The sequence below is a fragment of the Rhizobium sp. NXC24 genome (assembly GCF_002944315.1).
In the GTDB taxonomy this organism is placed as follows: Bacteria; Pseudomonadota; Alphaproteobacteria; order Rhizobiales; family Rhizobiaceae; genus Rhizobium.
Genome location: NZ_CP024311.1, coordinates 1,360,758 through 1,379,870 on the forward strand (window position 1 = coordinate 1,360,758; position 19,113 = coordinate 1,379,870).

Annotated in this window: 21 protein-coding genes; 11 read left to right on the plus strand and 10 right to left on the minus strand. The window is 59.9% G+C overall.

The features are described 5' to 3' along the window. Positions 1-46: 46 nt before the first annotated feature. Positions 47-1,213 (minus strand): serine hydrolase domain-containing protein, encoded by a 1,167-nt coding sequence (locus NXC24_RS06755; protein ID WP_104822606.1) that lies wholly within the window; start codon positions 1,211-1,213, stop codon positions 47-49. A 66-nt stretch (positions 1,214-1,279) separates the two neighbouring features. On the opposite strand from NXC24_RS06755, the gene NXC24_RS06760 reads away from it, so the two are divergent. After that, a complete protein-coding gene (locus NXC24_RS06760; protein ID WP_199773534.1) occupies positions 1,280-1,936 on the plus strand; it encodes a TetR/AcrR family transcriptional regulator in 657 nt (218 codons plus the stop codon). A gap of 66 nt (positions 1,937-2,002) precedes the next feature. Here NXC24_RS06760 and NXC24_RS06765 read toward each other — a convergent pair whose 3' ends face one another. After that, positions 2,003-3,190, minus strand: a complete 1,188-nt coding sequence (locus tag NXC24_RS06765; protein ID WP_104822607.1) for a hypothetical protein — start codon at positions 3,188-3,190, stop codon at positions 2,003-2,005. Positions 3,191-3,415: 225 nt separating this feature from the next. Here NXC24_RS06765 and parC point away from each other — a divergent pair, with 225 nt between their 5' ends. Next, complete coding sequence (gene parC / locus NXC24_RS06770) at positions 3,416-5,671, plus strand: DNA topoisomerase IV subunit A (protein WP_104822608.1); 2,256 nt, start codon at positions 3,416-3,418, stop codon at positions 5,669-5,671. 95 nt (positions 5,672-5,766) lie between these two features. Here parC and NXC24_RS06775 read toward each other — a convergent pair whose 3' ends face one another. The 6 genes from NXC24_RS06775 to hemB all read right to left on the minus strand — a co-directional run bounded on the left by NXC24_RS06775 (position 5,767) and on the right by hemB (position 9,932). Next, complete coding sequence (locus NXC24_RS06775) at positions 5,767-6,156, minus strand: type II toxin-antitoxin system death-on-curing family toxin (protein WP_104822609.1); 390 nt, start codon at positions 6,154-6,156, stop codon at positions 5,767-5,769. Next, positions 6,156-6,377, minus strand: a complete 222-nt coding sequence (locus tag NXC24_RS06780; protein WP_104822610.1) for an AbrB/MazE/SpoVT family DNA-binding domain-containing protein — start codon at positions 6,375-6,377, stop codon at positions 6,156-6,158. Before NXC24_RS06780 ends, NXC24_RS06775 begins: the two co-directional genes overlap by 1 nt. 62 nt (positions 6,378-6,439) lie before the next feature. After that, positions 6,440-7,321, minus strand: coding sequence for a DMT family transporter (locus NXC24_RS06785; RefSeq protein ID WP_104822611.1), 882 nt, complete (start codon positions 7,319-7,321; stop codon positions 6,440-6,442). Continuing rightward, positions 7,322-8,098 carry an arginyltransferase gene (locus tag NXC24_RS06790; protein WP_104822612.1) on the minus strand — a complete coding sequence of 259 codons (777 nt, stop codon included), beginning with the start codon at positions 8,096-8,098 and terminating at the stop codon, positions 7,322-7,324. Between the two features lie 186 nt (positions 8,099-8,284). Next, positions 8,285-8,743: an RDD family protein gene (locus NXC24_RS06795; RefSeq protein WP_104822613.1), complete on the minus strand. Its 459-nt coding sequence runs from the start codon at positions 8,741-8,743 to the stop codon at positions 8,285-8,287. Positions 8,744-8,918: 175 nt separating this feature from the next. Continuing rightward, positions 8,919-9,932: a porphobilinogen synthase gene (gene hemB, locus NXC24_RS06800; RefSeq protein WP_104822614.1), complete on the minus strand. Its 1,014-nt coding sequence runs from the start codon at positions 9,930-9,932 to the stop codon at positions 8,919-8,921. Between the two features lie 145 nt (positions 9,933-10,077). Here hemB and NXC24_RS06805 point away from each other — a divergent pair, with 145 nt between their 5' ends. The 7 genes from NXC24_RS06805 (at position 10,078) to NXC24_RS06835 (ending at position 16,685) form a co-directional block, all read left to right on the plus strand. Beyond that, positions 10,078-10,515 (plus strand): DUF6163 family protein, encoded by a 438-nt coding sequence (locus NXC24_RS06805; RefSeq protein WP_104822615.1) that lies wholly within the window; start codon positions 10,078-10,080, stop codon positions 10,513-10,515. 131 nt (positions 10,516-10,646) lie between these two features. Beyond that, entirely contained in the window at positions 10,647-11,162 is a 516-nt protein-coding gene (locus tag NXC24_RS06810; RefSeq protein ID WP_028753315.1) for a MarR family winged helix-turn-helix transcriptional regulator, read from the plus strand. 518 nt (positions 11,163-11,680) lie between these two features. Continuing rightward, positions 11,681-12,991 carry a L,D-transpeptidase family protein gene (locus NXC24_RS06815; protein ID WP_104822616.1) on the plus strand — a complete coding sequence of 437 codons (1,311 nt, stop codon included), beginning with the start codon at positions 11,681-11,683 and terminating at the stop codon, positions 12,989-12,991. A 177-nt stretch (positions 12,992-13,168) separates the two neighbouring features. Beyond that, entirely contained in the window at positions 13,169-14,467 is a 1,299-nt protein-coding gene (gene glyA / locus NXC24_RS06820; protein WP_104822617.1) for a serine hydroxymethyltransferase, read from the plus strand. A gap of 9 nt (positions 14,468-14,476) precedes the next feature. Then, on the plus strand, positions 14,477-14,953 hold the full coding sequence (gene nrdR / locus NXC24_RS06825) for a transcriptional regulator NrdR (RefSeq protein ID WP_028753312.1): 477 nt from the start codon (positions 14,477-14,479) through the stop codon (positions 14,951-14,953). Between the two features lie 2 nt (positions 14,954-14,955). Further along, on the plus strand, positions 14,956-16,065 hold the full coding sequence (gene ribD / locus NXC24_RS06830; protein WP_104822618.1) for a bifunctional diaminohydroxyphosphoribosylaminopyrimidine deaminase/5-amino-6-(5-phosphoribosylamino)uracil reductase RibD: 1,110 nt from the start codon (positions 14,956-14,958) through the stop codon (positions 16,063-16,065). Next, positions 16,065-16,685, plus strand: a complete 621-nt coding sequence (locus NXC24_RS06835; protein ID WP_104822619.1) for a riboflavin synthase — start codon at positions 16,065-16,067, stop codon at positions 16,683-16,685. The genes ribD and NXC24_RS06835 overlap by 1 nt, the downstream gene beginning before the upstream one ends. Before the next feature lie 44 nt (positions 16,686-16,729). Here NXC24_RS06835 and NXC24_RS06840 read toward each other — a convergent pair whose 3' ends face one another. After that, complete coding sequence (locus NXC24_RS06840) at positions 16,730-17,299, minus strand: GNAT family N-acetyltransferase (protein WP_104822620.1); 570 nt, start codon at positions 17,297-17,299, stop codon at positions 16,730-16,732. 4 nt (positions 17,300-17,303) lie between these two features. Further along, the gene (locus NXC24_RS06845) at positions 17,304-17,807 is read right to left on the minus strand and encodes a cupin domain-containing protein (RefSeq protein WP_104822621.1); all 504 of its coding nucleotides are present in this window, start codon (positions 17,805-17,807) and stop codon (positions 17,304-17,306) included. Positions 17,808-18,008: 201 nt separating this feature from the next. On the opposite strand from NXC24_RS06845, the gene NXC24_RS06850 reads away from it, so the two are divergent. After that, the gene (locus tag NXC24_RS06850) at positions 18,009-18,464 is read left to right on the plus strand and encodes a 6,7-dimethyl-8-ribityllumazine synthase (RefSeq protein ID WP_104822622.1); all 456 of its coding nucleotides are present in this window, start codon (positions 18,009-18,011) and stop codon (positions 18,462-18,464) included. A 4-nt stretch (positions 18,465-18,468) separates the two neighbouring features. Next, positions 18,469-18,951: a transcription antitermination factor NusB gene (gene nusB, locus NXC24_RS06855; protein ID WP_104822623.1), complete on the plus strand. Its 483-nt coding sequence runs from the start codon at positions 18,469-18,471 to the stop codon at positions 18,949-18,951. The last annotated feature ends 162 nt before the right edge of the window (positions 18,952-19,113 follow it).

The window sequence follows — 19,113 nt, forward strand, 5'->3', positions numbered from 1 at the left end:
AAACCCGGCGACCGAAATCGCCGGGTTTTTCGTGCTCTGTTAGAACCTAGTGAGCGGCATAGACCGCATCGCGAAGATCGATCGTGAATTGGCCCCACATGCCTTCGAGAGCGGTGTTGGTGAGCGCCACGACGGTGATCCGTTTCTCGGGATCGACGAACCAGCTATGGCCGTAGACTCCACCCCATTTGATTGTGCCCTTGGAGAATGGAGCCTGCGCCGCAACGGGGTCGGTGACGACGGACCAGCCATAGCCGAAACCGAAGCCGGCTTGCAGCGTCTGCATATGGCCGCCAGCCTGATCGGTCGTCATCATCTTCACCGTGTCGGCCGCTAGCAGCGGCGCACCGCCTTTGCGCACCGCTTCCAGAATAGTGAGGAGGTCGCTTGCCGTTCCGGCCATGCCCGCGCCGCCGGAGTGATAGGAGCCGGGATTGAATATTCTGTCCGGCGCGAAGCGGATCATGCCGTCAAGTATCGGAACGAGCGTCTCATCTCGCATCCGCTGCAGCCCCGATGCACCATTCATATAGGCGGCCGCCAGGCGGCTGCGGTCACGGACCGAAAAGGCCGTGTCGGAAAGGCCGAGCGGCTTCATCACCAATTCCGCAACGGCATCGCCGAGAGCACCGCCGGTTTCTTTTTCGATGATGCCGCCGAGCACATCCATTGCCAGCGAATAATGCCAGGCTTCGCCGGGCGGAAAGAGAAGGGGAGCGCTGGCGAGACGCGTGAGGTTATCGGCCAGCGACCGGCCCGGTATGTCCAGGCCGTCGGATACGCCGGCGCGATGATACGGGCCGTCCTGCTCCTCGGCGAATGTGTAACTCAGTCCGGATGTGTGCGTGAGAAGGTGCCGGATACGGATAACGGCCTCGCCTCCGTCGGGCAGCCGCGGCCGGAAGTCCGGCAGCCATTTGGTGATCGGATCGTCCAGCCCAATGCGACCCTGTTCGACGAGGCGCATGGCGGCAATAGCGACGATCGGCTTGGTGATGGAGGCCAGACGGAAGATGGCATCCCGCCGCATCACCACCTCGTTCTCGCGATCCGCCAGGCCGGCAGCGCGGCCGTAGATCAGTTCTCCGTCCCGGGCAATGAGGACTACGGTGCCGACCAGCCTCTCATCCGCCAGGGCGGAATCAATCGCAGCATCGACGCCTTCAGCAAGGCTGCCGCTCCGGTATGCGGAATTTTCCAGGGGAAGACTCATGGGGCAAAACCTTCTATAATCACAATGACCATTCCTGAATAAACCAGATCGGAGATTATTTCTAGAGTGACCATTGTGAAAAATAATGAAGAGGCCGAAAATTCCGTGCCTCGGAAGCGTGGACGCCCACCCGCTTTCGATCGCGAGACGGTTCTTGCCGCCGCGCGCAACACGTTCTGGAAGCATGGCTATGATGGTTCCTCCATCGCCGATCTGACGGCGGCCATGGGGATCACGCCGCAAAGCCTCTATGCCGCCTTCGGCTCTAAAGCCGAGCTCTACCGGGAAACGCTCGAGCAATATCGGCGCATGCCGCGACCGGAGCCCGGGAACCCGTTTACGGACGAGGTGGATACGGTGACCGCCTTCGAGCGCTTTTTGACGAATTCCGCCAAGATCTTCACGGCGCCGGAGCATCCAAAAGGCTGCATGATATCGACGGCGGTGCTGAACTGCGCAGAGGAAAACGAGCCGATCGCCCATCACGTCGCATCGATGCGCCTACAGGCGCTGGCTATTTTCACGGCACGGATCGAGCGCGGTATCGCCGAGGGCGACATGCGGCCGGATGCCGACGCCAGATCGCTTGCGCGCTTTCTGGGCGCAATCGTGCAGGGCATGTCCGTCCAGGCGCGCGACGGTGCAACGACGGATGAATTGCTTGCGCTGATGGCTCATGCTCTCAGTGAACTGAAGAAATATCAGCTTCGGCCGGAGATCTGACCAGCGGCAAAGAAAAACCCGGCGACCGAGATCGCCGGGTTTTCGAATAGCTTGGAGAACGACAGCTTAGTCGTTCGAGGAAACCTTGAGGCCGATGACCTGCGGGATCGACTGCGGGGCCCCCATGGCAGCGCCGATGATCATCGGCACCGGCACCGGCTTGTCCGGCGTAGCCTTGACCGTCAGGCTTTTCGGATTGTCGAGATAGGCGCTGACGGCAGTGGAAACGGCATTCTGCAGCTCCGGAATGTTGAGCTGCGCCATCATGATCGGCGTCATTGCCTTCAGCGTGTCGGCGAGCTGCTTGCCGGAAACGCCCTGCTGCTTGCCGGCGAAATCGAGCGCACGTGCGGTGATCGAAGCGTCGTCGAAGCGGATCTGGGCGCTGTTGAAAGTTAGCTGCTGGAGGAGGCCCAGCATGGCGAGGCCAGCCGACTGCTGAGCTTCCTGCTGGTTCGGATTGGAACGGACCGTCTTGAGCGCTTCCTGCAATGATTTCGCGAAAGCAGGCGTGTAGCCGGAAATGCTAAAGGCGAGGTTCAGTTTGCCGATGTCATTGAAGTTCAAGGAGTATTCGGTGATGTCGATCGTGCCGGGTCCGATTTCCCAGCTACCCTTCATGGCGATTGCGCCATTGATCTGCTGCAGCTTGAGCGCCTCGATCGCGTCCTTGGTCTTCGCGTCGTCGACTTTGCTGAGATCGGCTTTGACTCCGTTGATCTTGGCGTCGAAGTCGATGCCCGACTTGTCTTCGCGCCTATCCATCGTGGCGTCGGCATCGTCGAGCGAAAATACCTTGGTGCCGTCCTTGGTGACGGATACGGCGCCGGCATGAGCGCTCTTGTAATAGAGCAGCGAACTGAGATCGCCCTTGGTCGCGTCGGCTGGAATTTCGACGCCGCTCAGCGTGAGGTCGGTGGCGGAAATGGCAGCGCCATCCTTTTTGAGGTCGACATCAGCAAAAGCGATTTCGTCAATCGTGTAACCGCCGTCATTCTCTTCGACACCGTCCATCGTGATGTCGCCGAGCGGGAGGCCGTCGTCCATTCCGGCTGCCTTGAAGCTGGCGCCCTTTAGCGTGACCGTGCTACCGTCGATATCGATGCCCGTGGCGGCAATCGAAGCGCCCTGCAGCCCGTAGACGTCATTGATCTTCTTCAGAAGATCGTTACCGTCGAGCGCGAAGGCGGAGCTGGCGAAAGACAGTATGGCGGCGCTGGACAGCATCAGCCGTGTTGTCCGATAAAAAGTCATATGGCTTTTCCTCATTGAGCTGGTGTAGGCGGGTATACATATTTTGCGTGTAGTGCGCGATTTATATTCGCGTTCGTCTAAAATTCCAATGCCATGATCATGGCAAATATATGCACGAGAATTATGTCTGACCTTACGTCAGATCGTGCTTGAACTGAGACTTCATCCACAAATGCTTTCCACTGATTTCTTGCCGGGAATCGGCTTCTCGGGTAGTCAAGGGCCATGGGACAAAATCTTTTACCGCCCGGTGGCGGCGACGACGACAGCATCCTTCCGGTCGATCTCAAGGCGGCGCTCGAAGAGCGCTACCTGGCCTATGCCTTGTCGACGATCATGCATCGCGCTCTGCCGGATGTTCGCGACGGCCTGAAGCCAGTCCATCGCCGTATCGTTTATGCGATGAGCGAGATGGGCCTGCGTCCCAACGCCGCCTTCCGCAAATGCGCCAAGATCGTCGGCGAAGTGATGGGTAACTATCACCCGCATGGCGACCAGTCGATCTATGACGCATTGGCCCGCCTGGCCCAGGATTTCTCGCAACGCTACACGCTGGTCAACGGCCAGGGCAATTTCGGCAATATCGACGGCGATAGCCCCGCCGCGATGCGCTACACCGAATCCAAGATGACGGCAGTCTCGGAACTGCTGCTCGAAGGCATCGACCAGGATGCCGTGGATTTCCGTGACACCTACGACGAGTCGAATTCAGAGCCGGTCGTCCTACCCGGTGCTTTCCCGAACCTGCTCGCCAACGGCTCCTCGGGCATCGCTGTCGGCATGGCGACCTCGATCCCGCCGCACAATGCCCACGAACTCTGTGACGCGGCGCTGCATCTGATCCGTGATCGCGACGCGACCGTCGAAAAGCTGGTGGAGTTCATCCCCGGCCCGGATTTCCCGACCGGCGGCATCATCATCGACGATCGCGACAGCATCATCGAAAGCTACAGGACCGGCCGCGGCGGCTTCCGCGTCCGTGCCAAGTGGGAAACGGAAGATCTCGGCCGCGGCGGCTATCAGATCGTCATTACCGAAATCCCGTTCCAGGTGCAGAAATCGCGGTTGATCGAAAAGATCGCCGAGCTGCTTCTGGCGCGGAAACTGCCGCTGCTTGAGGACGTGCGCGATGAATCCGCCGAGGACATCCGCGTCGTCCTGACGCCGAAGAGCCGCACCGTCGACCCGATGATCCTGATGGAATCGATGTTCAAGCTGACGGAGCTGGAAAGCCGCTTTCCGCTGAACATGAACGTTCTCTCCATGGGCCGCATCCCGAAGGTCATGGCGCTGAACGATGTGCTGAAGGAATGGCTGGATCATCGGCGTGAAGTGTTGTTGCGCCGTTCGCGCTTCCGGCTCGCGGCCATCGAAAAACGCCTGGAAATCCTCGGCGGCTTCCTGATCGCCTACCTCAACATCGATGAGGTCATTGCCATCATCCGCGAGGAGGATGAGCCGAAACCCGTGATGATGGAGCGGTTCGGCCTAACGGACAATCAGGTCGAAGCGATCCTCAACATGCGGCTGCGCTCTCTGCGCAAGCTCGAAGAATTCGAGATCCGCAAGGAATTCGACGGCCTGACCAAGGAGAAGGCCGATATCGAGGCCTTGCTCGCCTCCGACGACAAGCAGTGGCAGACAGTCGCCTGGGAAATTGGCGAGGTGAAGAAGAAATTTGCGAAAGCGACCGAGATCGGCCGCCGCCGCACGCAGTTCGCCGAAGCGCCTGAGGCCGACGACGCTGCTATCCAGCAGGCGATGATCGAGAAGGAACCGATCACAGTCGTCGTTTCAGAAAAGGGCTGGATTCGCGCGCTGAAGGGCCACATCTCCGATACATCGACGCTCACCTTCAAAGAGGGCGACGGGCTGAAGGTGGCATTCCCGGCGCAGACGACCGACAAGATCCTGATCGTCACGACCGGCGGCAAGGCCTATACGCTTGGCGGCGACAAGCTGCCCGGCGGCCGTGGTCACGGCGAGCCGCTGCGCATCATGGTCGACATGGAAAACGACCAGGACGTGCTGACCGCCTTCGTCCACGATCCGCAGCGCAAGCAACTGGTCGTCTCGACCGCCGGCAACGGCTTTATCGTGCCGGAAGTGGAACTGGTCGCCAATACCCGCAAGGGCAAGCAGATCATGAACCTGACGACGCCGGATGAGACGAAACTGCTCGTGCCGATCTCGGGCGATCACGCCGCTGTCGTCGGCGAGAACCGCAAGATGGTGGTGTTTCCGCTGTCCCAGATCCCGGAAATGTCGCGCGGCAAAGGCGTGCGCCTGCAACGCTACAAGGACGGCGGCGTCGGCGATATCAAGTGCTTCGCCATAGCCGATGGCCTGACCTGGGAAGACAGCGCCGGCCGCACCTTCACCAAGACCAGGGACGAACTGACAGAATGGCTTGCCGAACGCGCCTCGGCCGGGCGCACGGTGCCGAAAGGCTTCCCGAGAAGCGGCAAGTTTTCGGGGTGAGGAGCGGTCGGCGTAACCGACGAAACGCCCGGTGGGGCGTTTCGAGGGACGAACGCCCTGAGCTTGAGCGAAGGGGTGGGGCAGAACATGAGCCATCAGCCCGCATAGGGAATGCAGACGTCTCTGAAGAAACGGATAGCGCTTTCTTCATCAATTTCACCGGCGGCTATGGCAAGAACAAAGCTGTAGAGATTAGCGTCCGTTGTCTGGATCTCGTAACCATTGTCCATGAGAAAGATCGCAGCCGCCACGATGGCGATACGCTTGTTGCCATCAACGAATGCATGGTTTTTCTCCAAGCCAAACAGATAGGCTGCTGCAAGTTCGATAACATCGTCGCTGCCGTACTGAGCTTTGTTGATAGGACGCGCCAATGCGGATTCGAGGGCACCTTCGTCCCTTAACCCGTACGAGCCTCCAAATCGTTTGATTTGTATCTTGTGCAACTGTTCGACGAGCGTTCGCGTCAGGAAAATAATAGGCATTATTCTGCCAATTTTTTCAGCGCCACTTTGTATTGATCCATGAAACGCTGCGCATGTTCCATTTGACGCGCAAAATCTGCGTCCGTAGGCTGCAGGCGCAGTTCGCCATCTTGCATGCTGAGTTCCAGCGTGTCGCCGGCTTCAAGACCCATACGATCAAGAATTTCTCTAGGAATAATCACCCCTTCGGAATTGCCAATCTTGCGGATCACGACGTTCATGGTGTCTGCTCCCTATGTAATAACGTTGTTATAACATAGGGCCATCGCGGTCGCAACGCGGCTCACCCCGCCGCCATCACTCTCGCTCTCACCCGTGCCTGCCACAACGAATGCGCCGCAAGCGCCACGATCAGCACCAGCCCACCCGCAAGCGTCATGTCGCTTGGCGCTTCGGCAAAGATCAGCCAGACCCAGATCGGCGCCAGGATCGTTTCCAGCAGATAGAACATCGCCACCTCCGGTGCCGAGAGAAAGCGTGTGCCGGTAGCAAGGCACCAGAAGGAGAGGGGCATCAGAACTGCGCCGTCGAGCAGGATCCAGCCGGGATGATCGATGGCGATGCCCGAAGGCATGACATGATAGAGTCCGACTGCGGCAGGGACGATGGCGGACAAGAGAGAGGCGAAGCCCATATCCCTTCGCGAGGCGCGGCCGATGGTAATGGCGCAGGCGATGAAGAAAGACGCTAGAACCGACAGTGCGTCACCGAGGAAATGGCCGCCCTCCATGCCGTCCCACACGATCAGGCCGACGCCGAAGATCATCGCGATCATGGCGACGATGGTGGAAAGAGCGGGGCGTTCCCTTAGGAAAATCCAGGAAAAGAGCGCAGCGAACATCGGGTTGAGAGCGATGATGAACACCACATTCGCCGCCGTCGTATAGTAGATGGCGAGGAGAAAGGTGATGGTCGTCAGGCCGTAGAAAAGGCCGACGGGAAGCCCGATCCAGCCCGGCAGCGTGGTGCGCAACGATCCTGTAACGCGGCGGATGACGATCAGAGCGGCAAGCGCAACGATGATCGTCGCAATGCTGCGCACCGACAGGACGGACCAGACGTCGCCGCTCGAAAGCCGGATCAGCGGAATGTCCATCGACAACGCAAGGCCGCCGATCGTGGTCAGCAGCAAGCCTTTTCGGTGATCTGAGAGATGGGAGACCATTCAGCGAGGGGGATCTTGGCAGGCGTCGGCGGGATTGAAGCGCTCCCAACCGCGCGGCGTCAGATGTTCCTGCGGCTGAAACCGCGTCTTGTAGTCCATCTTGCGGGAGCCCTTGACCCAATAGCCGAGATAGACATGCGGCAGCCCGAGCGCCTTGGTCCGCTTGATATGATCGAGGATCATGAAGGTGCCGAGCGAGCGTTGGTCGAGATCGGGATTGAAATAGGAATAGACCATCGACAGCCCGTCGCTCATCACGTCGGTCAATGCTGCCGCCAGCAGCTCGCCTTTGGGCCGCTGCTCCAGCCCGGAGCCTTCCTCGCGCCGACGATATTCGATGATGCGGGTGTTGACGTGGGTGTCTTCGACCATGATCGCGTAGTCGAGCACTGTCATGTCGGACATGCCGCCCTGCTGATGACGATAATCGAGATAGCGGCGGAAGAGGGAATATTGCTCGCTGGACGGCTGCGCCGGGAATTCGGTGGCGATGATATCGCTATTCGACGACAGGACGCGCTTCATCGACCGGCTGGGTTCGAATTCTTGAGCGAGAATGCGAACGGAAATACAGGCGCGGCAGGATTCGCAAGCGGGGCGGTAGGCGATGTTCTGTGAGCGACGAAAGCCGCCCTGGGTCAGAATGTCGTTCATCTCCGCCGCGCGCGGTCCGACGAGATGGGTGAAGACCTTGCGCTCCATCTCCCGCGGCAGGTACGGGCAGGCAGCCGGTGCCGTCAGATAAAACTGCGGGGATGGCGTCGACTGCGTGTTCATCTGCCGTTGATTAACCTTCCGTTCGGCATTCGACTCCTCACAAGCATGGCCCAAGTTTAGAAAACGTCAACTATGTCCTTTGTCCAAGGCCATAGTTTCCCAGCTTCTTCAGAAGCAAGCGGGCTTTCTTATGATGATGGGGACAACCAAACCGTTGGGTATGAGGTTGAGTGGAATAACCTTGGTTTACGCCGTTCGGACGATGACCGTGCCGAGCAGGAGATCATGCACTAGGCGGCTGCGTTCGATGAATAGGCCTGCAAGCAGGATGAGGGGTGTCAGCACGGAGTTCAGGATCCAGAACAGCGCCAAGTGTACGATCGCGGTGAGAAAATCCATCGGCCGGCCATCGATCCGCACCATGGCGATGCCCATGGCGCGCATACCGAGCGAGGCCTGATGCGGTCCGCCGAGCGTCCAGCCGAAATAGAGACCCGCGACGATGAGGAAGAGGGCAGGATAGAGCACGAAGCCCAGCCCAAGCGTCAGGATGGAGACAAAAAACAATACCACCGCTGCCGGGATGCAAAGCAAGCCGACGATGACATAGTCGAGAATGAAGGCGAAGATGCGCCGGCTCAGCACACCACTATAGGCGCGCCAGTCGTCCGGTGCTGCATAAAGCGGGGTTGGATTGAGGCTCATTGTCTTTCTCCTTCGCGCATAACCCTTTCTATCGCTCCGATGAAAAGGCTTATGCGCAGCCTAAAGATCCCACTGCATTCCTTGCGCGTTCGATAGGGTGCGCAGGCAGCAGGGAAACATTTGCCGAACATATGGTGTGAGGTCCGGCAAATGCAATAAGCTTTGTGGCCGGGAATTACCTCTTTGCCAGCAGTCTTGCCACTTCCGGTGCGAAATAAGTGAGAATGCCGTCACAGCCCGCCCGCTTGAAGGCAAGCAGCGTTTCCAGCATCACCCTTTCGCCATCGATCCAGCCACTGGCTGCGGCAGCCTTGACCATCGAATATTCGCCGGAGACCTGGTAGGCGAAGGTCGGCAGGCCGAAAGCCTCTTTCAGCCGCCAACAGATGTCGAGATAGGGCAGGCCGGGCTTGACCATCAGCATGTCTGCGCCCTCTTCGACGTCGAGCGCGGCATCGCGCACCGCCTCTGTGCCGTTGGCCGGATCGATATAATAGGTTTTCTTATCGCCCTTCAGCAGGCCGCCCGTCGAGATCGCCTCGCGATAGGGGCCGTAGAATGCGGAGCTGAACTTGGTGGCATAGCTCATGATGCCGACGCTCTGGTGACCGGCGGCGTCGAGCGCGCGGCGGATGAAACCGATGCGCCCGTCCATCATTTCCGATGGCGCAATGATATCAGCGCCGGCATCGGCCTGATAGACGGCGGCGCGCGCCACCTGCTCGACAGTCTCGTCATTGACGATTTCGTTGCCGCGCAAAATGCCATCATGGCCGTGGCTGGTGAAGGGGTCGAGGGCGACATCGGTGATGACGCCGATATTCGGCACGGCTTTCTTGATGGCGGCGGTGGCGAGATTGATGAGGTTGTTTTTTTCCAGGCTGTTCGAGCCGGTCTCGTCGCGCAGCTCCATTTCGATGTTCGGAAAGGTGGCGAGCGCGGGAATGCCGAGATCGGCTGCTTCCTTTGCCGCTTCTACGGCCTTGTCGACCGTCAGCCTGAAGACGCCGGGCATGGCGGGGATCGGTTCGGCGATGCCGCTGCCGGGGATGAGGAAGATCGGCCAGATCAGGTCGTCGACGGTCAGGCGGTTTTCCTGCACCAGGCGGCGCGTCCAGTCGGCCTTGCGGTTGCGCCGCATGCGCCGGTGCCCGGTGATCTCGTCAACAAGATGCGTCTTGTCCTGCATGGTGCCGCCATCCTTTTTAGTCTATCTATGGCCTCAATTGGTGAGCAGCGTACCTATCACGCTGTCCCCCGGAAACAAAACCCGGCGAAAGGCCGCAGCTATTATAGCGCTGGCGAGCCTTTGGCCTTCTACTTATTGTCTGCGCATGGAACCCGATTCTCCGACCATACCCAAGAATACGCTGACCGACATTCTGTTCGTATTGTTCCTGCGGCTGATTGCGATCGCCTGTTTCTGGCTTGGCCTGCAATATTGGTCGATGCTGGTCGGCTATTCGCTGGACGGCCAGGCGCGTTTCGATCTCCTCAACCTGCCCTGGAAGGTGGCGGGCGCCGGGCTGGCCGTCGTCTTCCCGGTCGCCGCCCTCGGCCTATGGCTGACGGTCTCCTGGGGACCGGTTATCTGGGTGCTGGCGGCTGGCAGTCAGGCGCTGATGTATGGCCTCTGGCCACAGATTTTCGGCTCCAATCCGTTGATCGTCATCCTGCATGCAGGCGTCGCCGTGCTCTACTGTATTTTCCGTGTTTTGCTCTGGCTGGAGAAGCGCCGACGCGAACAGCAGGTAATGGTTGATTTACCCTGAGACACCAAGACTTCCTGGTAAGGTGCTGTTAAGCCTGCAGTTTAAGTAGAATTTTATGTGTATTCGATAGGGTCTCACTCAAGGCGGGAAGAAAACGACACCGCCAAACAAAACAGTGAGGCCAAGTCATGATGAACACGAAAATCAAGCCGCAGGCAGTTGCGAATGCTCGGGACCAGCAGATCGAAGATATCCGTGGTCTGTATATGGAATCGCTCCACCTGGTAGAGCGTCTCCACCGCCGTCTCCTCGATGTTATCAAGGACGAATTCGACCGCCAAGGCCGCGACGACGTCAATGCCGTCCAGGCGCTGCTCCTCTTCAACATCGGCAATTCCGAGCTGACCGCCGGCGAGCTGCGCTCCCGCGGTTTCTACCTCGGCTCCAACGTTTCCTATAACGTCAAGAAGCTGGTCGACCTCGGCTTCATCAACCATCAGCGCTCGCGCATCGACCGCCGCTCGGTCCGCATCAGCCTGACGGAAACCGGCCAGGACATCGCCGAAACCGTCGCCAAGCTCTACGAGCGCCACATCGCCTCCATCGACAAGGTCGGCGGCATCGGCACGGACGAGTTCACCCAGATGAACAAGCTCCTGCAGCGCCTCGACCGCTTCTGGAACGATCAGATTTTGTATCGCCTGTAAGTCACCGCGGCGGAGTTGCCGCGGAACCTCCAGCAAACAGACCGGATACGTTCCCTGCGTGTCCGGCTGTGCTCGTTCCGAGCAAAAGATCCCACATCGGCTGTGCGCTTTTTGCCACGCCCCCGCCGCGACGTTGCGATGCACACCATGTATGCTGCATCTGCGCCATTGACGCCGGATTAGCACGCGCTATGAACCACAATCATTTAGTGGTATTTTAGCAACGCAAAATGGAGTTTCTTCCGCTACGGCAGGCGAACGCAAGTTTCATGCCGGGCGACACGAATTGGCCATATTGCTATGACAGCGGAAACGAACGGCAAACGGCGCTTTTCAAGTCTTGATCTTCATGCCTTAGCGCTTTGGGCTCGCAATATTGTGATGGTCCGGAGCGAAGTTTTAGTGTGCGCTAAGGCAACGGATTGACACAGAGCTGCGTTACTTGGCGCGAGCTGCAGTGATTTACTGCTTTCTCTCTTGGCTGCGGATAATTGGGTCGCAGCGTCGAACGGTGGGATATGTCGAAGAAAACCGGAATTGAACCCTTCTCGCGCCGCTCCTTCCTGCGGTCTGCGGCAACTTTTGGCGTGGCCGCTTTGGCAGCCCCGGCTTTCGCACAGGACCAGACGCCTCTCGATGCGCTGATCAACAACCGCGCCCGCGGCAACTGGGACGATCAGTTTGATGCGAAGGCTGCCGCGCGCACTGCCGCAGCGGTTGTTTCCAACACGCCGATCCTCGGGCCTGATTCCGTACCGAACATCCAGCAGGCGATCGCCCAATATCAGAGCATCGCTGCCAATGGCGGCTGGCCGCAGATCAATCCTGGCGAGCAGCAGCTTCAGCTCGGCGTCACCGACGGTTCCGTACAGGCGCTCCGCCAGCGCCTGATGGTCACCGGCGACCTGCCGAAGGAAGCCGGCATGTCCTCGGCGTTCGATTCCTACGTCGATGGCGCCGTCAAGCGCTTCCAGGCCCGCCATGGCCTGCCGCCGGATGGCGTGATCGGCGAATTCACGCTGAAGGCGATGAACATCCCCGCCGAAGTCCGCCTGCAGCAATTGAACACCAACCTCGTTCGCCTGCAGACGTTCCCGTCCGACCTCGGTCGACGTCACGTCATGGTCAACGTTCCGGCGACCTATATCGAAGCCGTTGAGGACGGTCAGGTGGCGCTGCGTCACGAGGCGATCGTCGGCCGCATCTCACGCCCGACGCACCTCATCAATTCCAAGATCTACGAGGTCATTCTCAACCCGTACTGGACGGCGCCGCGCTCGATCGTCGTCAAGGACATCATGCCGCTGATGCGCAAGGATCCGACCTACCTGACGAAGAACAATATCCGCCTGCTCGACGGCAAGGGCCAGGAAGTTGCGCCTGAGACGATCGACTGGAATTCGGACAAGGCGCCGGACCTGATGTTCCGCCAGGATCCGGGCAAGAACAACGCCATGGCGTCTACGAAGATCAACTTCCACAACCCCAACAACGAATATATGCACGACACCCCCGAACAGGGCCTGTTCAACAAGCTGATGCGCTTCGACAGCTCGGGCTGCGTGCGCGTGCAGAACGTGCGCGACCTGACGAACTGGCTGCTTGCCGAAACGCCGGGCTGGCCGCGCCAGCATATCGAGCAGGTCATTTCGACCCGCGTCAACACGCCGATCACATTGGCGACGGAAGTGCCGGTCTATTTCGTCTATATCTCCGCATGGGGCGCTGGCAACGGCATCGTTCAGTTCCGCGACGATATCTATCAGCTCGACGGCAATTCCCAGCTAGCGCTGGATACGACACAGGGCATGGAGCAGCCGGTTCAATAATCCGGCGCCATAGCGACGACAGTCTCAGAAAGCCGCGTCCTCGGATGCGGCTTTTTTCTTTGCTGGGGACCTCCATCGTAGAATGCTCAGCAAATGTCGCTGATCGTATTGCTCTCGGGCTACCCTGACGCTAATACCGTCTCCATTGCCGTTCCGGCCTGTTCAGGAGCTTCCACGATGACCAATGCTTCCACCGAACCTTTCTTCAATCGCTCGCTCGCCGATACCGATCCGGAAATCTTTGGCGCGATCGGCAAGGAGTTGGGTCGTCAGCGGCACGAAATCGAATTGATCGCCTCGGAAAACATCGTCTCGCGCGCCGTATTGGAAGCGCAGGGCTCGATCATGACGAATAAGTACGCTGAAGGTTACCCGGGCAAGCGCTACTATGGCGGCTGCCAGTTCGTCGATATCGCCGAAGAGCTCGCCATTGAGCGCGCCAAGAAGCTGTTCGGCGTCAACTTCGCCAACGTTCAGCCGAATTCTGGTTCCCAGATGAACCAGGCCGTCTTCCTCGCGCTGCTGCAGCCGGGCGACACCTTCATGGGCCTCGACCTCAATTCGGGCGGTCACCTGACGCATGGTTCGCCGGTCAACATGTCCGGCAAGTGGTTCAACGTCGTTTCCTACGGCGTGCGCGAAGGCGACAACCTTCTCGACATGGATGAAGTGCAGCGCAAGGCCGAGCAGCACAAGCCGAAGCTGATCATCGCCGGCGGCACCGCCTATTCCCGCATCTGGGACTGGAAGCGCTTCCGCGAGATCGCCGATAGCGTTGGTGCTTACCTGATGGTCGACATGGCCCATATTGCCGGCCTCGTTGCCGGCGGCCAGCATCCGTCGCCGTTCCCGCATTGCCACGTTGCAACGACCACGACCCACAAGTCTCTGCGCGGCCCGCGCGGCGGCATGATCCTCACCAATGAAGAGGATCTGGCGAAGAAGTTCAACTCGGCCGTTTTCCCCGGTCTCCAGGGTGGCCCGCTGATGCACGTCATCGCCGCTAAGGCCGTGGCGCTCGGCGAAGCACTGCAGCCGGAGTTCAAGGACTATACGGCGCAGATCGTCAAGAACGCCAAGGCTCTTGCCGAAACGCTGATTTCCGGCGGTGTCGACGTCGTTTCCGGCGGCACGGACAACCACCTGATGCTGGTCGACCTGCGCAAGAAGAACGCCACCGGCAAGCGCGCCGAAGCTGCCCTCGGCCGCGCTTACGTGACCTGCAACAAGAACGGCATCCCCTTCGACCCGGAAAAGCCTTTCGTCACCTCTGGGGTCCGCCTCGGCACGCCGGCCGGCACGACGCGCGGCTTCAAGGAAGCTGAGTTCCGCGAAATCGGCAATCTCATCATCGAAGTGCTCGATGGCCTGAAGGTCGCCAACTCCGATGAAGGCAATGCCGCCGTCGAGGCCGCAGTGCGCGAGAAGGTGGTCAACCTCACCGGCCGCTTCCCCATGTACGGCTACATGGGCTAAGGAGAGCGCATGCGCTGCCCTTATTGCGGTTCGGAAGATACGCAGGTCAAGGATTCGCGTCCGGCGGAGGACAATACGTCCATCCGCCGGCGGCGTATTTGTCCGGATTGCGGCGGCCGCTTCACCACCTTCGAGCGTGTGCAACTGCGCGAGCTGATGGTCATCAAGAAGACCGGCCGCAAGGTGCCTTTTGACCGGGATAAGCTGGTGCGGTCCTTCGAAATCGCACTGCGCAAACGCCCGGTCGACCGCGATCGCATTGAGCGTGCCGTCTCCGGTATCGTCCGCCGCCTGGAAAGCTCCGGCGAGACGGAAATCAGTTCGGAGCAGATCGGCCTGCAGGTGCTTGAAGCCTTGAAGAGCCTCGATGATGTCGCCTTCGTGCGCTATGCTTCCGTTTATCGTGATTTCTCGCATGCGGAGGATTTCGAGCAGGTGATCACCGAGATCAACGCCAAGATCGCCCGCGATCCGCTGGATCCCTGACCATGGCGCTCCGGCCTGAAGACGAGCGTTTCATGGCCGCGGCGATCCGTCTGTCGCGCACGCATCTGGGGCTTACCTCCACCAACCCGTCCGTCGGATGTCTGATTGTCAAGGATGGTGCTGTCATCGGCCGCGCCGTTACCGCGCTTGGCGGTAGGCCGCATGCCGAGCCGCAAGCTTTGGCCGAGGCCGGCGAAGCGGCGCGGGGCGCCACGGCCTACGTCACCCTCGAACCCTGTTCGCACCACGGCAAGACGCCGCCCTGTGCCGAGGCGCTCATCGCCTACGGCGTCGCCCGCGTCGTCATCAGCGTCACCGATCCCGATCAGCGTGTTTCCGGCCGCGGCATCGCGCTGCTGCGGCAGGCGGGGATCGAGGTCGATGCCGGTATTCTCGAGGAGGAGGGCAGGCGTGCTCTTGCCGGCTACCTCATGCGCCAGACGAGAAAACGGCCGTATGTGACTCTCAAACTTGCTGTTTCGGCAGACGGGATGATTGGCAAAACCGGCGAGGGGCAGGTGCGCATCACCGGCGATATCGCCCGCGCCCAGGTGCAGGTCCTGCGCGCCGAAAGCAACGCGATTCTTGTCGGCATCGGCACGGCGGTGGCAGACGATCCGGAATTGACCTGCCGTCTGCCGGGGCTAGAAAGCCGTACGCCATTGCGTATCGTCATCGACGACCAGCTTCAGCTTCCGCTTGGCAGCAAGCTCGTGAAGACGGCTGAGCAATATGGGTTGATGATCGTCGCCGGCGATCCGCCGCCATTCGATGAAAACACTGACAAGGCCTTCATGGGCCGCCGCGCCGCGCTGGATGCCGCCGGCGCTGAAGTGCTGCAATCCGATTCCGGCGAGTTGGGGGAGCTGCTTGAAGCGCTGGGAACGCGCGGCATCTCTTCTTTGCTGGTTGAAGGCGGGGCAAGGACGGCGCAGCGCTTCCTTGATGCCGACCTCGTCGACCGCATCCTTCTGTTCCAGGGGCCGGCTACCATCGGCGAGGGTGGTATTGCATCGCCGATCACGAAGACCAATATCCCACCCAGTTTCAGGCATATCCGCGCGAGCCGGTTTGGCGATGATCGCTGCGACGAATTTGAAAGAGGTTTTTGATGTTTACCGGAATTGTCACCGATATCGGCAAGATCGAATCCGTTTCCCCTCTCAAGGAAGGCATCAAGCTGCGGGTCGCCACCAATTACGATCCGGCAACGATCGATATGGGTGCCTCGATCTCCCATTCCGGCGTCTGCCTGACGGTGACGGGCCTGCCGGAAGCCGGCAGCAACGGCCGCTGGTTCGAAGTGGAGGCCTGGGAAGAGGCCCTGCGGCTGACCACCATCGGCACCTGGCAGGCTGGCAGCCATATCAATCTCGAGCGCTCGCTGAAGATCGGCGATGAGCTCGGCGGCCACATCGTCTCCGGCCACGTCGACGGTAAGGCCGAAATCCTGTCGGTGACGGCGGAGGGCGACGCCACCCGCTTTCGCCTGCGCGCCCCGGCGCATCTCGCAAAATTCGTTGCTCCTAAGGGCTCGATCGCTCTCGACGGCACGTCGCTCACGGTAAACGCCGTCGACGGCACGGATTTCGACGTGCTCCTGATCCGCCACACTCTGGAGGTCACCACCTGGGGCGAACGTAAGGCCGGCGATTTCGTCAATTTCGAAGTCGACACCATGGCCCGCTATGCCGCAAGGCTGGCGGAATTCCCGGTGGCGCGGGAAAGCTGATTGTAGGTTTCTCGCGGCCCCAATCTCCGCGGTCGGTTCCGCCACTACCGCTCGAACATGACGTTGGGCTTGTCCTTATAGAAGACTTCGCCGATCCGGCGGAATCCTACCTTTTCGGCGACCCGCAGTGACGGCCTGTTTTCTGGATCGACGATGCAGGTCATGCGTCGGCCGGGGAAGGTGTCGTCAGCCCAGGCGATCGCCGCCTTGACGGCTTCCGTTGCATAACCTCTGCCCTGCAGCGCTGGTGTGATCCCCCAGCCGGATTCCAAGGTCCCCTCCGTAGTGGTCGGGTGCATGTCGCGATGCAGGTCGAGGAAGCCGACTTCGCCGATGAAGCGGCCGCTCTGACGTTCTTCGACGGCGAAGAAACCGAAGCCCAGATGGTGCCACATACCGGCATAACGCAGCAGGCGCGACCAGGCCTGTTCGCGCGTCGACGTCTCGCCGCCGATGTAGCGGACAAGATCTTCCTGCGTCCAGAAGGCGGTATATTCTTCGAAATCCTCCAGCCGGTGCGAGCGGAGGATGAGGCGTTCGGTCATCAGCGTCGGAATTATGGTCATGGCGGGAGCGGCTTCCTTCCTGTCTGCCGTTTCTGCGTTCATGTGCATCTGTTTATGCTCCCGGCTCGCCGTCCCAATAATCCACGGCGCCGTCTTCGCGCCCGATGAAGCTGAAGCGTCGCGGCGCCTCGCCGGGGCGATTGGTTTTCGCCATGAACTTGCCGGAGTCGGGATATTCGACGATCTCCGTCCTGGCTTTGGTTGAGATGACGAGATAGATCAGCACGCTCGGGCCGATATTGATGAGCTGATGGGCAGTTTCCTGGCCGCCGGCGGGCGCTCCGAGGACATCGCCTTTCGCAACCAGGAAACGTTCGCTCCCGAAGCGATATTCGCCTTCGCCCTCTAAAATGACGAAGAGCTCTTCCTCGACGTGATGATTGTGAAATGGACAGCCGGATTTGCCGGGCGGCACTTCATTGTAGCTGATGCCAAGATCCTTCAGCCCGAGCAGTGCGCCGAAGGAGACATCGCTGCCGGCAAAAAAATCTCCCTGCTGCCAATGATCGAGGTGTAGCTCGCCGAGGTTGACAGCGCATCTGGTTTTTTCTGTCATCAGGTTCCTCCCTGCCAGTAGCAAATTATTAGCGAAGCGAGTGAGCTGGCGGAAGATACAATTTCTGGCACGGATCAATGTTCCTCAAATCCGGATTAGAATTGGCGCAGGCATCCGAAAAACACTTGCCAAGCGCGGCCCGCCGTGGTTTGACCCGCCCTTATCAAGGTGCTGCCCGCCCTCTCATTTAGCAGGTGACGTATGTCCAGCTCTACCAATGCCCACATCCTCATCGTTGAAGCCCGCTTCTACGATGACATGGCCGACGCTCTTCTCGACGGCGCCAAGACCGCGCTCGAAGAAGCCGGCGCGACCTATGACGTCGTCACCGTGCCCGGCGCCCTGGAGATTCCGGCCGCCATCGCCATGGCACTTGACGGCGCCGACAACGGGGGCACCGAATATGACGGCTATGTCGCCCTCGGTATGGTCATCCGCGGCGAGACCTATCATTTCGACATCGTCTCCAACGAATCTTCGCGTGCGCTGATGGATCTGGCCGTCAGCGAATCTCTGGCGATCGGCAACGGGATCCTGACGGTCGAAAACGACGATCAGGCCTGGGTGCGCGTGCGCCGCTCGGACAAGGACAAGGGTGGCTTCGCCGCCCGCGCAGCGCTGACGATGATCGCGCTGAAACAAAAGTTGGGTGCATAAGTTCATGAGCAATCAGGATAACGAGCGACCGGCAAAGACCGCGAACCAGCGGGGGGCAGCACGCCTTGCCGCCGTTCAGGCGCTCTATCAGATGGATATCGGCGGTACCGGCGTGTTGGAGGTGGTAGCCGAATACGAGGCACACCGTCTCGGACAGGAGCTGGACGGCGAGACCTATCTGAAGGCCGACGCATCCTGGTTCCGTTCCATCGTCGCCGGTGTCGTGCGCGAGCAGACCCGGCTCGATCCGCTGATCGGCTCCGCCCTGCAGGACGATTGGGCGCTATCGCGTCTCGACAGCACCGTGCGTGCCATCCTGCGTGCCGGCACCTTCGAGCTTCTCGACCGCAAGGACGTGCCGGTCCCGGTCATCGTCACCGAATATGTCGAGATCGCTCACGCCTTTTTTGAAGAGGATGAGCCGAAGCTCGTCAACGCCGTGCTCGACCGAATCGCCAAGCAGGTTCGCAGCGAAGCCAAGAAATAAGGCCCGACGTCAGGCCGGCGCTTGATCCCTGCCGGTTTCGTTTCTTTCGCTCGCGCCTGATTTCACCAAGCGACATTCTTTTGAACTTCCATCGGGTGTTTTACCCGCGGGCGGTCTTGACGCGACGTTTTCCCAAACGCAATCTCCCCTTGCACATTTGCC

Coding starts and splice junctions, on each gene's coding strand:
- ribD (WP_104822618.1), top strand. CDS start 14,956: ATGGCGCTCCGGCCTGAAGACGAGCGTTTCATGGCCGCGGCGATCCGT.
- NXC24_RS06835 (WP_104822619.1), top strand. CDS start 16,065: ATGTTTACCGGAATTGTCACCGATATCGGCAAGATCGAATCCGTTTCC.
- NXC24_RS06805 (WP_104822615.1), top strand. CDS start 10,078: ATGGAACCCGATTCTCCGACCATACCCAAGAATACGCTGACCGACATT.
- NXC24_RS06755 (WP_104822606.1), bottom strand. CDS start 1,213: ATGAGTCTTCCCCTGGAAAATTCCGCATACCGGAGCGGCAGCCTTGCT.
- NXC24_RS06845 (WP_104822621.1), bottom strand. CDS start 17,807: ATGACAGAAAAAACCAGATGCGCTGTCAACCTCGGCGAGCTACACCTC.
- NXC24_RS06850 (WP_104822622.1), top strand. CDS start 18,009: ATGTCCAGCTCTACCAATGCCCACATCCTCATCGTTGAAGCCCGCTTC.
- NXC24_RS06790 (WP_104822612.1), bottom strand. CDS start 8,098: ATGAACACGCAGTCGACGCCATCCCCGCAGTTTTATCTGACGGCACCG.
- nrdR (WP_028753312.1), top strand. CDS start 14,477: ATGCGCTGCCCTTATTGCGGTTCGGAAGATACGCAGGTCAAGGATTCG.
- NXC24_RS06795 (WP_104822613.1), bottom strand. CDS start 8,743: ATGAGCCTCAATCCAACCCCGCTTTATGCAGCACCGGACGACTGGCGC.
- hemB (WP_104822614.1), bottom strand. CDS start 9,932: ATGCAGGACAAGACGCATCTTGTTGACGAGATCACCGGGCACCGGCGC.
- parC (WP_104822608.1), top strand. CDS start 3,416: ATGGGACAAAATCTTTTACCGCCCGGTGGCGGCGACGACGACAGCATC.
- NXC24_RS06780 (WP_104822610.1), bottom strand. CDS start 6,377: ATGAACGTCGTGATCCGCAAGATTGGCAATTCCGAAGGGGTGATTATT.
- NXC24_RS06765 (WP_104822607.1), bottom strand. CDS start 3,190: ATGACTTTTTATCGGACAACACGGCTGATGCTGTCCAGCGCCGCCATA.
- NXC24_RS06785 (WP_104822611.1), bottom strand. CDS start 7,321: ATGGTCTCCCATCTCTCAGATCACCGAAAAGGCTTGCTGCTGACCACG.
- NXC24_RS06840 (WP_104822620.1), bottom strand. CDS start 17,299: ATGCACATGAACGCAGAAACGGCAGACAGGAAGGAAGCCGCTCCCGCC.
- NXC24_RS06775 (WP_104822609.1), bottom strand. CDS start 6,156: ATGCCTATTATTTTCCTGACGCGAACGCTCGTCGAACAGTTGCACAAG.
- glyA (WP_104822617.1), top strand. CDS start 13,169: ATGACCAATGCTTCCACCGAACCTTTCTTCAATCGCTCGCTCGCCGAT.
- nusB (WP_104822623.1), top strand. CDS start 18,469: ATGAGCAATCAGGATAACGAGCGACCGGCAAAGACCGCGAACCAGCGG.
- NXC24_RS06810 (WP_028753315.1), top strand. CDS start 10,647: ATGAACACGAAAATCAAGCCGCAGGCAGTTGCGAATGCTCGGGACCAG.
- NXC24_RS06815 (WP_104822616.1), top strand. CDS start 11,681: ATGTCGAAGAAAACCGGAATTGAACCCTTCTCGCGCCGCTCCTTCCTG.